The organism is Armatimonadota bacterium (genome assembly GCA_016789105.1).
Classification (GTDB): domain Bacteria; phylum Armatimonadota; class Fimbriimonadia; order Fimbriimonadales; family Fimbriimonadaceae; genus UphvI-Ar2.
In genome coordinates this window covers 1-12856 of sequence record JAEURN010000008.1, presented here as the reverse complement: position 1 = coordinate 12856, position 12856 = coordinate 1, and the positions used below count along the sequence as shown (strand labels likewise).

Genomic DNA, 12856 nt, shown 5'->3' with positions numbered 1-12856 from the left:
TTTTTTTTGGTGCTTTCGCCCAATCTTGACCGTCTAGTCCGTTATGTCCGCCGGCCGCCCGCGAACCTTCGACGAGCAAATCGTGCTCGAACGAGCCACCGAGATCTTTTGGCGGCGCGGTTACGAAGGAACTGGCCTGACGGCGCTTTTGGAGCATATCCAAATGGCCCGGCAGAGCCTCTACAACGTTTTTGGGGATAAGCGGGGACTCTTCTTGCTAGTCCTGAAAAAGTACGGGGAAAGCGAATTGGACCGGCTCGACAAGCGGTTGGGGGTCGCCAGTTCGGCCTATGATTCCCTGTGCGACTGCCTGTTGGCGATCGGCGGCGGGCCCGACCCAGGAATGCCGCCAGGCTGCTTGATGGTGATTGCGGCCTGCGAATTTGGCGGGGAAGATGCCGAGGTCGCCAGCTTGGTCCACGAGTTTTGGGACGCCTATGCGGCGCGGTTCCAAAAGAGTCTGGAATCGGCAGTGGCGTCCGGCGACCTGCCAGCCGGGGTCGATTGTCGGCGGAGTGCTTGGGCTTTGGCGCATGCGGTAACGGCGATGCGCGTCCTTCAAAAAGCCAAGGTGCCGCGCGACCGGGTGTTCGAGGTCGCCAATTCGGCGATCGAAGGCATCGCGGTCAACACCGGTTTTTAGGGAGCGGACGCGATGTGCAGGGCATCGCTGAGCTGGGCCAGGGCCCGTTCCACATCGTCTGTTTTGAGATGAACATGCACCACGCGCCGGCCATTGGCGCGCAACGCGCCAATATCGCCGATGGCCTGGGCCATTTTGAGTTGCCCGAATGTCGCGCCCATCCCGGGGATGGCGGGATCCTCGGCATCTTGGGCGGTGAGGACGATAAAGAGGCCGTTGTTGGGCCCGCCTTTGTGATATTGGCCGGTGCTGTGCAGGTAGCGCGGGCCATAACCGAACGCGGTTGCCAGGTTAAGGCGGTCGCGGATCGCGGCCCGCATCGTTTGGATGTGGGCGGTGGTTTGGGGGCTTTCGGGCAAAAAGGCCAGGAACGTGGCGACGTCGCCGATTTGGCCCTGGTTAATGAAGGCAGAAAGCGCCTGTCCGACGGTTTGACCGTTCGATCCAGAAATGGCGAGGATGTCGTCCTCGATGTCGAATCGCACGTCGGGCAACCGCCCAGATTGTTGGATCTTTACGAGTTCGCTTTTGGCAATGTCTTTGGCCGCTTGGACATTGGGCTGATCGAACGGGTTGACACCGAGCACGGCCCCGGCGGCCGCAGTGGCGAGTTCCAGCCACATGAGGACTTTGCCCAGCTTTTGTGGGGAGTCGATATGGGCGGTCACTTGGGGCGATTGAACCGGGCCAGGAATGGGTTGTGAGGCGTGGCTTCCATCGGTCACGGCGAAAAACAGGCGGTCTGGGCCGTAGGATTCCGGTTGACCTAACGGTTCGGTGGCCAAAGGCAAGACACCAACCCCGTTTTTCCCAGTGGATTCGGCAATGAGCTGCTCGGCCCAGAGGGCGACGCCTTCCAAATGTTTAGGGGTGGCAAATGTGACCTTGTCGACTCCGGCTTTTGCCAGGACGCCGAAGAACAGGCCGCTTTCGAATCCGTGGGTGTCATGGGATTCGAGCAACCCGCAAACGTCATCCAGGATGCTGGCAACTGGCAGCCCGGCCAGGGCCGCCGGCACCATCCCAAACACGGTGAACACGCTGAATCGGCCGCCGACTTCCGGTTCCCCGAGGAAGACATGCCGGTAACCACGTTCCTTTGCCCGGGCTTCCATCTGCGAGCCTGGATCGGTGATGGCGACCATGTGGGACGGGGCATTCCTGCCCACTTCTTCTTGCAAGGCGGCGAAGAAGTACTCTTCAAAAGCCAGCGGTTCGATGGTTGTCCCGGACTTGCTGGCGACGAGGATCAAGGTTCTTTTTAGATTGACCGATCTTTTGACCCGGAGGACATCGCCCGGAACGGTGCTATCCAGAACGTGGAGCTTGAGCCCGCCGCTATCGGGGAAGGCATGGGCAAACATCAAGCTACTGAGGCTGGAACCGCCCATTCCCAAAACGACGGCGTCGGTGAATCCGGCAGTCTTGGCTTCTTCGGCAAAGCCCACGATATCTGGCACGAGCCGGCGGGTGCGCAACGGGGCATCGACCCAACCCAAGAAAGCGGCGATGTCCCGCTGCACCGCAGGGTCGCTGCTCCAGAGTGAGGGATCTTTGGCGTAAATCTTGTCGGCGGTTTGTTGCAGATCCCAACCGGATTCCGCGACGAGGGCCAGGGCCTGGTCTTGGTTCATCGGCTTAGCCCACCACGATGGATTCTTGTTTGGCTTGCAGGGCGGCCAGCAGCTTTTCAAACGGCTCGACAAACTTTTCAATGGCTTGCGTTTGCAGGGTTGCCGCCACATCTTCGATATCGATTCCGGCTTTGGCAAGCTGGTCCATTAGGTCCTTTTGGGCCGGGTATTGGCCAGTCAGGCGGTCGGCCGGGCTCCCAGATTCGAGGTAGGCGTCGATGGTTTCGATGGGCATCGTGTTCACGGTGTCGGGGCCAACGAGAGTTTCAACATAAAGCACCGGCGAATACGCCGGGTTTTTTGCCGAGGTGGACGCCCAAAGCAGCCGCTGCGGCCTGGCCCCAGAATCGGCAAGCGTTTGGAACCGTTCGGTCTTGAATAGATGATTGTAGACCTGGTAAGCCATGTGGCAGTTGGCGATGGCGATTTTGCCGGCAAGCCCAGGGGCGATTGTTTCGAGTTGTGGGTCAAGGAGGGTGTCGACGCGGCTGACGAAGAAACTGGCGACGGAGGCTTGGTTGAGGGGTAGCCCGTTCGCCTGCCGGTGTTCCAACGCCTCGATGTAGGCGGTGGCGATATCGCGATACCGTTCAACGCTGAACAGCAGTGTGACGTTGACATTGACGCCTTCGGCGGTCAGCTGCCGGAAGGCCTCCACTCCAGCACGGGTCGCGGGGACTTTGATCATCACATTGGGCCGGTTCAGAGCCTGCCAAAGCCGGAGTCCGTCGGCAACCGTGCCATCGGCATCGTCGGCCAAATGGGGGCTCACTTCCAAGCTGACATAGCCGTCCAACCCCCCGGTGCTTTCATAGACCGGTCGGAAAACATCGGCGGCCCGGCCGACGTCCTCAATGCTCAGCGTGTCCAGGATCTGCTCGGGGGTCAGCCCTTCTCCGGTGAGGGTGACGATGGCCCCGTCATAGTCTTGGCTGCCGGCAATGGCTTTTTCAAAAATCGCGGGGTTGCTGGTGACGCCCCGGATGCCGAGTCCGACCATGCGTTGCAGGCTGCCATCTTCGATATACCCACGCCGGATGAAATCGAGCCATGGCGATTGGCCGAACTGCGGGAGCATTTGGATGGGGTTCATGGGCGTCTTGGTTATTTTACGGTCCTTGCCAAAAAGGGGGGGCGGCTTTTGCCACATATCGCGCGTCTGGAACCATGGCCAAGGGAATGGCGGGCGAGCGGCCAAGGACGGCTTTTGTTTTTTGGACGGGCCAGCCGAGAATTGGCATTGGGTTCCAATGGCTTTTGTGAGCAAATGGTTTGGTTTTGGCCACGATGCCGCGTTTGACGACGGTGTCCGGGCGTTTGAGCGCGGAGAGTTTGAAGAGGCGGCGGGTTTCTTCCGCTCCAGTGCCATGGGGGCGGCTGATCGTTCGATCCGTGACCGGGCCAAAAGCTACTTGGCGGGATCGCTCGGCCGTTTGGCCCGCCGGATGTTCGAGGCGCGGGATTTCGATTCGGCCCATCGGCTGGCTGCCGAGGCGACGGAGACGCGGCCGGGGTTTGCCGACCTGTGGTTGTTGCGTTCGCGGATCGAAAAGGCTCTTGGCCGTTGGGACGAGGCGCGCCAGTCGGTGGAGCAAGCGCTTTCCATCAACCCGGAATATGGGGCCGCCTTGGTTTTGCGCGGCGTGATTTTGATGCACGCTGCTGAACCCCAATTGGGGTTCCTTTCGGTGGAAGAGGGGGTGCGGATTGACCACCGGTTGGCAGGCAAGGAATGGGTGGACGGTGAGCGGGCATTCCGCGAGGGCGATTATGCGGCGGCGGAATCAGCATTCGCCCAAATCGAACCGCGCGGATCAGATATCCACCAACTACTTTCAGAAGGGGATGCCCTGGCCAAAAAGGGGGATTGGCAAGCCGCGGCCGAATTGTTTCAAGCGGTCTCGTGGATCGCGCCGTCTTATGCGGATGTGCATATCCGGTTCGGCCAAGCCCAATTGGAATTGGACAACCTCGATGGGGCGAAAAAGGCTTTCCAAACCGCGATTGCCGCAAACCCCGATTACGCCGAAGCCTATGCGTTGATGGGGGTCGCGTCCCGCCGGATGGGCGACGAGGAGGCGGCCATGTCCGCGTTCCGCCGGACATTGGAGATCGACCCGCAACACCCGATCGCCTCGCAAGAAGTCCTTTACCGCCGCAAAGTTTGACTTGAAGGCGGGAACCGTCCGTTCTCCTTGGCCCGGGTCAACAGGAGCCCATCATCCATGGCCAAAAGCCGCATTTGGGGATCGCAGTAAAAAACGATGTAATCGACTTCGTTGGGGAGGTTGTCTGCCAGGCCCCCTTCGGCTCGGTAGAGGGGAACCCGGCAATATTCGGCCAGTTTTGCGAATTCCTGGCCGCCCTGGCTGTCAAACAGGGTTGCCGAGACCAACCGGGAAGTTCCTTTGGAAGCATCCGCCAGCCGGGCCAACCGCTGATAGCGGATCGGGGCGCGGGCAAGCAGAACCGTGACGGGGAGGTTTTGGACGGCCATGGCTTTGGGCGTCCCAGGCCATGATTCGAGCCTCATCGGCAGCACTTTCCCAATTTGGGCGCAGGCTTCCCAGGCAAACCGCAGGTCGGCCTTTTCAGTCTCAATGACAGTCTTGGTTTCGGCCGCACGGGCGAGGGCCGATTGCCAGTCGGGCGAGCGGTCGAGTTGGCCAAACGCCAAGAAGATGGGCAAAAGCCTGCCGGTGGACCGGTTGGACTTCACCATGGCTTCAAACATGCGCAAGGCGGATCCATACTGCCGCGGCTCAAGGCGGAACCCTTGGCCGCATCGAGCAAATAAGGCTTCTTGGAGGGCGCTGTCGCACCCCCCGCGGCCGCCGACCAGGTCGAGCATGCGGTCGATGCCCTCAAAGGAGTCGACCAAGTCTCCGGCCGTAGCATCCGATGCGTCGATCTCTCGGATCAGGTCGAGGGCCAAAATGGAGGCGGTCGGAAAATTCTTGTACTGGTCGTGATAGCCGCAAATCGCGGCGACTTTTGACGCACAGGCTTTTTGGTCGAACCGCCCGGCAGGGGCAACCCGCATTTTTGAGACGACGCCCGATGCCTTTTTGGGAGAGGGTTCGGATGCGATGATGGCGATGAGCCCGGCAAAGGCGATGCTCGTGACGGCAAGGATGGCCAGCCCCATGCTCTTGCGCGTCATGAAATCCGGAACGCGAAAGGGGCCGGGAAGGTTTCAATCGGTCACGTCGATTTTCGCCAGGTTGTGCCTTCGGGAGAATCCCGGAGTTCGAACCCAGCCGATTCGACGGCAGCGCGGATGGCGTCGGCCCGGGCAAAGTCTTTGGCCGCTTTGGCCTCGGCCCGATGCACGATGAGTTCGCTGATCGGGTGCCCGTCAATCACCGGTTCGGCCTCATCAGGGCCTTCCGTTTCTGCCGCTTGGGTGTTATAAGCGATTCCCAAGAGGTCGTTGATTTTTTTCAAGAACCAGGCTGCGTTTTGGGCGGAGTGCGGGGTGAGCGGGTCGCGGAGGATAAGTTTGTTGCCTTCCAGCGCCTTGGCAACGGCAACGGATGTGTTGAGGTCGTTGAGCATGGCCTCTTGGGCCTCTCCGTAGAGGTCGGCAAAGAGCGGTTCGGGCGAAAAGGTGTCCTCAAGTGCTTCGGGGTCGACGCCTTGGGCGGCAATCCTGGCGAGGGATTCTTGGAACCGTTCGAAGTGGTTTTGTGAGTCGCGCAGGGTTTGCCGGGTGAAGTTGTGCGGTTTGTTGTAGGGGACGCTGATCAGGGCGAGCCGCAACGCCAAGGGGCTGAATCCTTGTTCAAAAATATCCCGGGCCGTGAAAAAGTTGCCCTTGGATTTGGACATTTTTTCGCCCTCGACCTGCAAGAACGTGACGTGGAACCAGTGGTTGCAAAACGGTTTGCCGGAACCGGCTTCCGATTGCGCGATCTCGCATTCGTGGTGGGGGAACCGGAGGTCTTCGCCCCCACCGTGGAGGTCGATGGTGTCGCCAAGGTATTTCTGGGCCATGACGGAACATTCGATGTGCCACCCGGGGAACCCCCAACCCCAAGGGCTAAACCATTGCATCAGGTGCTTGTCGTCCTTTTTCCATAGGGCAAAGTCGGCGGGGTTGCGTTTGTTGTCGTCTTGGACGATGTCCCTCACGGCCACCTGGAGGTCTTCCCGATCCCGGTTGCCGCTGAGTTTGCCGTAATCGCCAAAGCTTTCGACGCTGAAGTACACGCCGGTCGGGGTTTCGTAGGCGTGCCCCTTTTGGATGAGGTCTTGCACAGCCAGGATTTGTTCGCGCATGTGCTCGGTGGCGCGGGGGCGTATGGTGGGTGGCAGTAGGTTGAGGCTGGCCCAGTCTTGCTCAAAGGCGTTGGCATAGTATCGGGCAAGATCCCAAACGTTGGCAAAGTCCTCGCCGTCTTTGGATTGGAGGGCCCGGGCCATTTTGTCTTCGCCGGTGGCGTCGGCGACGTTGTCTTCGGTCAGGTGCCCGACATCGGTGATGTTGCTGACGCTCGTGACACGCCAACCGAGGGAGCGGGCCGTCCGGACAATCAAGTCGGTGGTGACGAACGTGCGGAAGTTGCCGATGTGGGCGTACGAGTAGACGGTAGGCCCGCAAGAGTAGAGGCGAAGGTGTCCGGGTTCAGCAGGCGTGATCGGTTTGACTTGCCGGCTGAGAGAATCGTAGAGTCGGAATTCCTTGGCGCTCATGGGCTTGGGCTTTATTGTGAAACGCCCCGTTTTGGATACTCTGGGACGGGCGCGGCCGTTGCCCTGTCAGAAGCCGCGGGATTTGGCGTCGTTCCGGATGAGGGCCATCAGCATGAGGGCGTCGCGGACGGAAAGGCCGGTTTGTTTCCGGACATATTTGACAGTCTCGAGCCATCCCGGTTGTTTAAGGCGGTTCGCCACGTCCCGGTAAAGCGGGGAGCCCCGGTCGAGCAGGAGCTGCCTTGGATTCCTGATGGCAACAGTCGGCATGCGCCGGATCCGGTCCAAAAAGAGCAGGGGCAAGGTGGCAAGCAGCGTGGCGAACAAAACGGGATCCGGAAAGTCATCGACCGCCCCCATCAACGCCCCGAGCCAAGTGAGGAACAGCGCATGGGGGGCACCGCGGAGGGCAATAGCCAAGAAATAGATGGCCGCGGTGACTCTTTCGCCCGGCATGACCCCGAGTCGGTCGCTCGTCGCCAAGTCTATGAAACCTCGTGAGATGAACCGTGTGGCAACCATCCCCAAACCGTAGAGCCAAACGATCTTGGCTGAATCTCCGGCCATGCGATGGGCAATCCCTTGGGCGAGCGCGACGGCCAAATAGGCCCCTACCATTTGGATCACCACCACACTGCAGAGGATTCCCAAGCGGTAGCCGACCGTGCGGCTGCCAACCGGGCTCCAATAGGGGCTGGGGTCGACTGCCATTGAATCCCGGTCAGTCTTCCAAGCCGAAGACGGTGGATTGGCTCCGGGCTTCCGATTCTGGCGTGTCTTTGATGGCCTCGGCAATCAGTTTGCCCTGCCACTCGCGTGGGGGGTCGATGCTGTAAAGGTACGCGATGGTTGGGGCGATATCGAGCAGCGAAACCGGCTGCTCGACCTTGATCCCCTGAACCATGCGGTAACCCCACATGTAGAGCGGAAGGTCTTCGTCGGCCTCACCGCCACCGGAGTGGTTGCTGGCCACAATAAAGTCGACCGGCTGGTGGAGGGCGATGATGGCATCGGTGAACTTGCCGATGCAGGCATCGGTGAATGTCATGGCCTGGATGTATTCGTCGGAATGCCAGCCGTAGTGAGCACCCACATAACCTGCATGGCCCAAATTGACGAACAGGAAGTCGAAGTCTTCCATGGCGGCGGTGCGGATGGCCATTTCGACAATGTGGTTGTCGCCATCGCTGGTGTGGGTCCGGGCATTGCAATAGTTGACGGAGGACGAATCGGGGAGGCTGACTTCCCGCAAGCTGGGGATGGTATAGAACATGCCCACCTTGAGGTCGGCGGCCGCCAGCGTGTCGATCAGGCTTGGGATTGTCCGCTTGAACCCGTTGAGTTCGGCTCCGGTTGCCCCATGGACATCCGGTGGAACGCTGCGGAAGAGCGATTGTTGCCCGGCCAGCGGCAAATTGGGATGGACAGGCTGCATATGGAAGCAGACCGACCCCTCATGGCCAATCCGGTCGAGGTTGGGCGTGGCCGCGCGGGCGATGCCATCGGGCCGGGCTCCGTCGACGCAGATAAGGACAACCATGGGAAGATTCTACTGGTTATCTGCCGGCTAGGTTGTGGAGAGCCTCCCTTGCCTGGGGCGGGTCGAATCCCCGGGGCCCCTTTTCCCCGGCGTAGGCGATTTTGCCGTCTTTGCCAACCACATAAAGCCGGTCTGGCCAGCCTTGGTAGGCTTTTTCGGTTTTGTCATCCATGCTGTCCATGAGGATGGGGATTTTGAGTCCGAGTTCTGCGGCGCAATGTTTGGCGGCTTCTTCCCGTTCCTCAATGGTTTTGTGGTTGGCGACCAAAACGCCGTCGCGGATGTTTTGTTGGGCTTGTTGGCCGTCGGTCGCATGGGCTTCGCGGACGTAGACGATCAGGAATTCGGCTTTGGATTTTTCTTCGCTGAACCACCGGTTCAGATACTCGGCATGTTGCCGGAACGGGGGTCACGTATAAGAACCGAAGATGAGCACAACCGGGCGTTTGCCTTTGAAATCGGCGAGGCTGACGTTTTCTTTGCTCCCCATCCGTTTGAGCGTGAAACCGGGAGCAAACTCGCCGACTTGCGGGGTCTGCGCCCTTTGGGTGGCGATCAATCCGGCCAGGGCCGCAAGTGTCATGGATGGGTTGACGCGTTCCCGGGGTGAGGGTTCGCTAATCTTCTTCTTCGATGATGGGCAGGGTTCGGCGGACGCGGCGGCCCACCTGTTCGGTCGGCAGGTTGGGGGTCTGCTGCCGGAACGCCTGCATATGAGGGAGCCCGGCCTCGTTTTCAGCGATCCACCCGTGGGCAAACTGGCCCGATTGGATTTCGGCGAGGATTGCTTTCATTTCAGCCCTGGTCTGATCGGTGACGAGCCGCTTTCCGGCCAGGTATCCGCCCCATTCGGCGGTGTCGCTGATGCGCTTGTTCATGTGGGTCAGCCCGCCCCGGTAGAGCAGTTCGACGATGAGCCGGGTTTCGTGCAAGCATTCGAAATAGGCGACTTCCGGGGTGTATCCGGCATCGATGAGCGTTTGGACTCCGGCTTCGATGAGGGCGGGGATCCCTCCGCAAAGGACGGCCTGTTCCCCAAAGAGATCGGTTTCGGTTTCCTCGCGGAATGTGGTGCGCAAAATGCCCGCCCGCGCCGAGCCGATCCCCCAGGCGTAGCTGAGGGCGAGGGCTTCGGCCTGGCCGGTGGCATCTTGGTGGACGGCGACCAGCGCGGGCAGGCCCTTCCCAGCCATGAATTCGGCCCTCAGCCCCGGCCCCGGCCCTTTGGGGCTGACCATGGCGACATCGATGCCCGGTGGCGGGGCGATGGTGCCATAGACGATGTTGAAGCCGTGGGCAAACAGCAGGGTCATGCCGGAGCGGAGGAACGGGGCCACATCCTCGCGGTAGATCTGCGCCATCGGCACATCGGGGGTGCAAAGCATCACGACGTCAGCCCGCTGCACCACTTCGCAAGTGTCCTGGGTGGGGAAGCCATCGGCTTCGGCTTGGGCGCGGGATTTTGACCCGGGGTAGAGGCCGATTGTGACTTGTACTCCGCTTTCGCGGAGGTTGAGGGCTTGGGCACGGCCCTGGCTCCCGTAGCCGATGACGGCTACTTTTTTGGCCTGGATGAGTTCGGGATTTGTGTCGGGTTCGAAGAGGAAGTCGGCCATTTGTTAAATCTTGTGCGGGATTTTCCGAGCGGGTTGACAGTCAAGGGCGGTTGCCACTACTATTGTGGTGCATGAGGGTTCCGCGTATGGTTTTGTCGGGTTGTCGGGTTGTCGGGTTGTCGGGTTAGTCTGCGCCATTAGTTTTTGCGTCCAGGCTTTTGCCGGGCACTATGAATTTTCCTCAAGCTCAGGAGGGGTTGCAACAAATCCAAGCGGCACCGCCGGATATTCGCATGTTTCTCCTAACTGTATTGGCGAGGCGTCTTATCTGTCGCCGAACAATTCCACGGCGTCTTTTGCTACCTGCACCGGCGAGATTTCAATGATCTTCCAGTGGGTACCAGACAATCTGCCCGGAACGCAGACACCAGATTCCAACGACAAGCCTCCCGCCACCGTCGTCATCGAGGAGTACTGTAATGCCCAATACGAGGCGGATCCGATGGTTGGCAACGGCACGGGCAGTTGCGATAACGGGATGGGTTCGCCGCTCGTCGAAACAGGTATGGGCAACGTGGTTGCAGGGTACAGGGCTGGCCGCCGGGTCCGGTCTCTTGCCGGTGGCCAACAGGTCACGGTGACATTTTCGCCCTCGGCATCGGCCTCCTGCGCAACGGCGGGCCGCTGTTCTGCCCGGGTGGATTACCAGTGCCGGGTGTTGGCCCCGGTCGTGACTCTCAGTGGGTATACGCACTTTAGTACCGGTGACAAATTTTTGACCGGTCAAGAGATCAAGGCGCGAACCGCTTTGGCCCCATCCGACCCCAATGTCGTGTTGCCCGGGCTTTCTGGGGTCGCGGTTGCCGACCGCGTTTGGGTGGCTCCTGGTTTAAACCTCAAAGTGTTCAAAGGCTACTTCCCTGAGCGCTTATCCAATCCGCTTGATTTGTTCGTTTCTAACGACTACCACGCAACAGATTTCAATTTCTACACTGCTGCGGGTGGCAAATTGCAGGTGCAATGTAATGTCTTTATTGACGAACCAGGCATGTGGCTCCCATTCCTTGCGAAATCAAAAATAGTCGTTTCCGTCAAACCGAGTACCAGTAGTAACGCAGTTGTCGCAGGAGAAGTCAAACGCTACACAAACAATTCGCAAGATGGGTTTGGGCCGATTGGGCTGGTGCCGCAGGGGGCAAGCGTGCAAGTCGGGGCTGAAGTCCTGTCTACGTTCAACGACATCCCAGATTTTGGCAATGTCGGCAAAGCTTGTTTTGCGCAAATGGCGAATTTCAGCCGCTCGAACACCCGCAAACTCATCAGTGGCGCTTCCCAAACATATATTATCAGTCCGGCAAACGGCCTCCAGTGGCTTGATATTGGCTATCCGTACACATTCACAAAGGGACATTCTTTCTCGGGTGAATTTTCGAGTATCGGGTCAGAAATTTCGATCACAGATAATCCCCTACAAACATTTTCGCGTCCAGTGAGCGATAACTTAACCGACTATTGGAGCGGGGCGACTGCGAACGATTCTTTTACGGATTACATCATGTACTTGCCTCCTCCGATTGATGGCCACAACGTCATGTGGGTGCCGATTCGGACACACGAATGGAGTTGGAACGGAAACGCTTCTCGGACAGAAACGACAGACTGGGATGTAAACGGGATGCCATCTGCTTCTACTAGCGGACAAGATACCGATGACCATCCAACGTGGGTTCGGATCATGTATTTCCAAGGATTTCAGTTCTATGTGCCGTAACAAAAGAAGAAGGAAAGGACAATGAAAAAAGTCAAACTCAAAACCGCAGCTCTCGCAATTATTGCAACCTTGGCCTACAACCCGGCCTTAGCACAAGAATTGACCTCGGCGGAAAAATATGAGCGGCTCCAGCTTGCCAGTCACGAAGAAAGCTTGATGTATCTACTTTTATCAGACAAAAAATATCAAGAAGTGATTTCTCACAAAGACGCGGCCTTACGCTATTACAAGGAAAGCACATGGTTTCCAAGTACCACATTCTATTATTACCTCGGAACAGCCTATGAAGGGTTGGGCATGGATGCCCATGCGGCCCGGGCATACAAATGGGCATTGCGGGGGGATAGCTTTTACGGCATGGGGGGGGGCGGATCGACTTTCCAGTTCTATCCGCAGTACATCAGGCTCTTGCTTCGGCAGAACCGGCTACAAGATGCGCAGGACGTTTACACGGTGTTCTTGGACACGCTTTCGACCCGGGTGAACAGCATGAGGAAAAGCCCGCACGGGTATGACGCTGACCCGTTCCCGATATTGGTGCTCTTCCACGATGACCCCAAAGCGGATGTTTGGGCGTTCACCCCCAACCGGTTGGAGGCAGCGGTGACGATGTTGGAGGCGATGGAAGGGGATTGGGATGCGCAACTGGCGGCGGCGAACAAAGCCCACGCCTTGTTCCCAGAGTGGTATGTGCCGGTTGCCTACCAGGCGTTTTACGTGGATTACTTCAACGATTTGAAGTGCGATGAAGCCCTTTATGCTCAAGCGGTTGCATTGGCGCGCACGGATGAGGAGCGGACTTGGCTTTCGACATTCCACCTTTACCATTCCAAACCCCGCTACCTTGCGCGTGAGGATCCGAACTTCCCAGAGTTGGTGGATTCTTACAAGCGGCGGGCCCAGATCGCCTACTTGGGGCGCCGGAGCCTGGATCTGGCGGCCCTCACCCCATCATCAATTGCCATCCGGAACGGCGGCCCCTACCGGGAGATCGACGACGACCCGCTGGGCGGGTGA

Annotated in this window: 13 protein-coding genes; 4 read left to right on the top strand and 9 right to left on the bottom strand. The window is 59.1% G+C overall.

Going from position 1 to position 12856, the window contains the following annotated elements:
• Positions 1 to 43 precede the first annotated feature (43 nt).
• On the top strand, positions 44 to 643 hold the full coding sequence (locus JNM28_08460; GenBank protein ID MBL8068468.1) for a TetR/AcrR family transcriptional regulator: 600 nt from the start codon (positions 44 to 46) through the stop codon (positions 641 to 643).
• Here JNM28_08460 and JNM28_08455 read toward each other — a convergent pair.
• The gene (locus JNM28_08455) at positions 640 to 2277 is read right to left on the bottom strand and encodes a hypothetical protein (GenBank protein MBL8068467.1); all 1638 of its coding nucleotides are present in this window, start codon (positions 2275 to 2277) and stop codon (positions 640 to 642) included. The genes JNM28_08460 and JNM28_08455 overlap by 4 nt on opposite strands.
• Positions 2278 to 2281: 4 nt before the next feature.
• On the bottom strand, positions 2282 to 3370 hold the full coding sequence (gene tal / locus JNM28_08450) for a transaldolase (GenBank protein MBL8068466.1): 1089 nt from the start codon (positions 3368 to 3370) through the stop codon (positions 2282 to 2284).
• Between the two features lie 166 nt (positions 3371 to 3536).
• Here tal and JNM28_08445 point away from each other — a divergent pair, with 166 nt between their 5' ends.
• Entirely contained in the window at positions 3537 to 4445 is a 909-nt protein-coding gene (locus tag JNM28_08445) for a tetratricopeptide repeat protein (GenBank protein ID MBL8068465.1), read from the top strand.
• Here JNM28_08445 and JNM28_08440 read toward each other — a convergent pair.
• The 7 genes from JNM28_08440 to ilvC form a co-directional block, all read right to left on the bottom strand.
• Complete coding sequence (locus tag JNM28_08440; protein MBL8068464.1) at positions 4427 to 5440, bottom strand: hypothetical protein; 1014 nt, start codon at positions 5438 to 5440, stop codon at positions 4427 to 4429. The two genes, JNM28_08445 and JNM28_08440, sit on opposite strands and share 19 nt — an antisense overlap.
• Positions 5441 to 5481: 41 nt before the next feature.
• A complete protein-coding gene (locus JNM28_08435) occupies positions 5482 to 6972 on the bottom strand; it encodes a cysteine--tRNA ligase (GenBank protein ID MBL8068463.1) in 1491 nt (496 codons plus the stop codon).
• A 66-nt stretch (positions 6973 to 7038) separates the two neighbouring features.
• Positions 7039 to 7683 (bottom strand): hypothetical protein, encoded by a 645-nt coding sequence (locus tag JNM28_08430; protein MBL8068462.1) that lies wholly within the window; start codon positions 7681 to 7683, stop codon positions 7039 to 7041.
• A gap of 10 nt (positions 7684 to 7693) precedes the next feature.
• The gene (locus JNM28_08425; protein MBL8068461.1) at positions 7694 to 8512 is read right to left on the bottom strand and encodes an alkaline phosphatase family protein; all 819 of its coding nucleotides are present in this window, start codon (positions 8510 to 8512) and stop codon (positions 7694 to 7696) included.
• A gap of 16 nt (positions 8513 to 8528) precedes the next feature.
• Positions 8529 to 8894, bottom strand: a complete 366-nt coding sequence (locus JNM28_08420) for a deiodinase (protein ID MBL8068460.1) — start codon at positions 8892 to 8894, stop codon at positions 8529 to 8531.
• Positions 8895 to 8921: 27 nt separating this feature from the next.
• Positions 8922 to 9095: a hypothetical protein gene (locus tag JNM28_08415; GenBank protein ID MBL8068459.1), complete on the bottom strand. Its 174-nt coding sequence runs from the start codon at positions 9093 to 9095 to the stop codon at positions 8922 to 8924.
• A 34-nt stretch (positions 9096 to 9129) separates the two neighbouring features.
• Entirely contained in the window at positions 9130 to 10128 is a 999-nt protein-coding gene (gene ilvC, locus JNM28_08410; GenBank protein MBL8068458.1) for a ketol-acid reductoisomerase, read from the bottom strand.
• 64 nt (positions 10129 to 10192) lie between these two features.
• Between ilvC and JNM28_08405 the strand changes: the two genes are divergently transcribed.
• Both JNM28_08405 and JNM28_08400 read left to right on the top strand, forming a co-directional pair.
• On the top strand, positions 10193 to 11839 hold the full coding sequence (locus JNM28_08405) for a hypothetical protein (protein MBL8068457.1): 1647 nt from the start codon (positions 10193 to 10195) through the stop codon (positions 11837 to 11839).
• A 21-nt stretch (positions 11840 to 11860) separates the two neighbouring features.
• Positions 11861 to 12856 (top strand): hypothetical protein, encoded by a 996-nt coding sequence (locus JNM28_08400; protein ID MBL8068456.1) that lies wholly within the window; start codon positions 11861 to 11863, stop codon positions 12854 to 12856.

Excerpts from the sequence above, each read along its gene's own strand:
- JNM28_08460 (MBL8068468.1), top strand. The coding sequence starts at position 44 with ATGTCCGCCGGCCGCCCGCGAACCTTCGACGAGCAAATCGTGCTCGAA.
- JNM28_08455 (MBL8068467.1), bottom strand. The coding sequence starts at position 2,277 with ATGAACCAAGACCAGGCCCTGGCCCTCGTCGCGGAATCCGGTTGGGAT.
- tal (MBL8068466.1), bottom strand. The coding sequence starts at position 3,370 with ATGAACCCCATCCAAATGCTCCCGCAGTTCGGCCAATCGCCATGGCTC.
- JNM28_08440 (MBL8068464.1), bottom strand. The coding sequence starts at position 5,440 with ATGACGCGCAAGAGCATGGGGCTGGCCATCCTTGCCGTCACGAGCATC.
- JNM28_08435 (MBL8068463.1), bottom strand. The coding sequence starts at position 6,972 with ATGAGCGCCAAGGAATTCCGACTCTACGATTCTCTCAGCCGGCAAGTC.
- JNM28_08430 (MBL8068462.1), bottom strand. The coding sequence starts at position 7,683 with ATGGCAGTCGACCCCAGCCCCTATTGGAGCCCGGTTGGCAGCCGCACG.
- JNM28_08425 (MBL8068461.1), bottom strand. The coding sequence starts at position 8,512 with ATGGTTGTCCTTATCTGCGTCGACGGAGCCCGGCCCGATGGCATCGCC.
- JNM28_08415 (MBL8068459.1), bottom strand. The coding sequence starts at position 9,095 with ATGACACTTGCGGCCCTGGCCGGATTGATCGCCACCCAAAGGGCGCAG.
- ilvC (MBL8068458.1), bottom strand. The coding sequence starts at position 10,128 with ATGGCCGACTTCCTCTTCGAACCCGACACAAATCCCGAACTCATCCAG.
- JNM28_08400 (MBL8068456.1), top strand. The coding sequence starts at position 11,861 with ATGAAAAAAGTCAAACTCAAAACCGCAGCTCTCGCAATTATTGCAACC.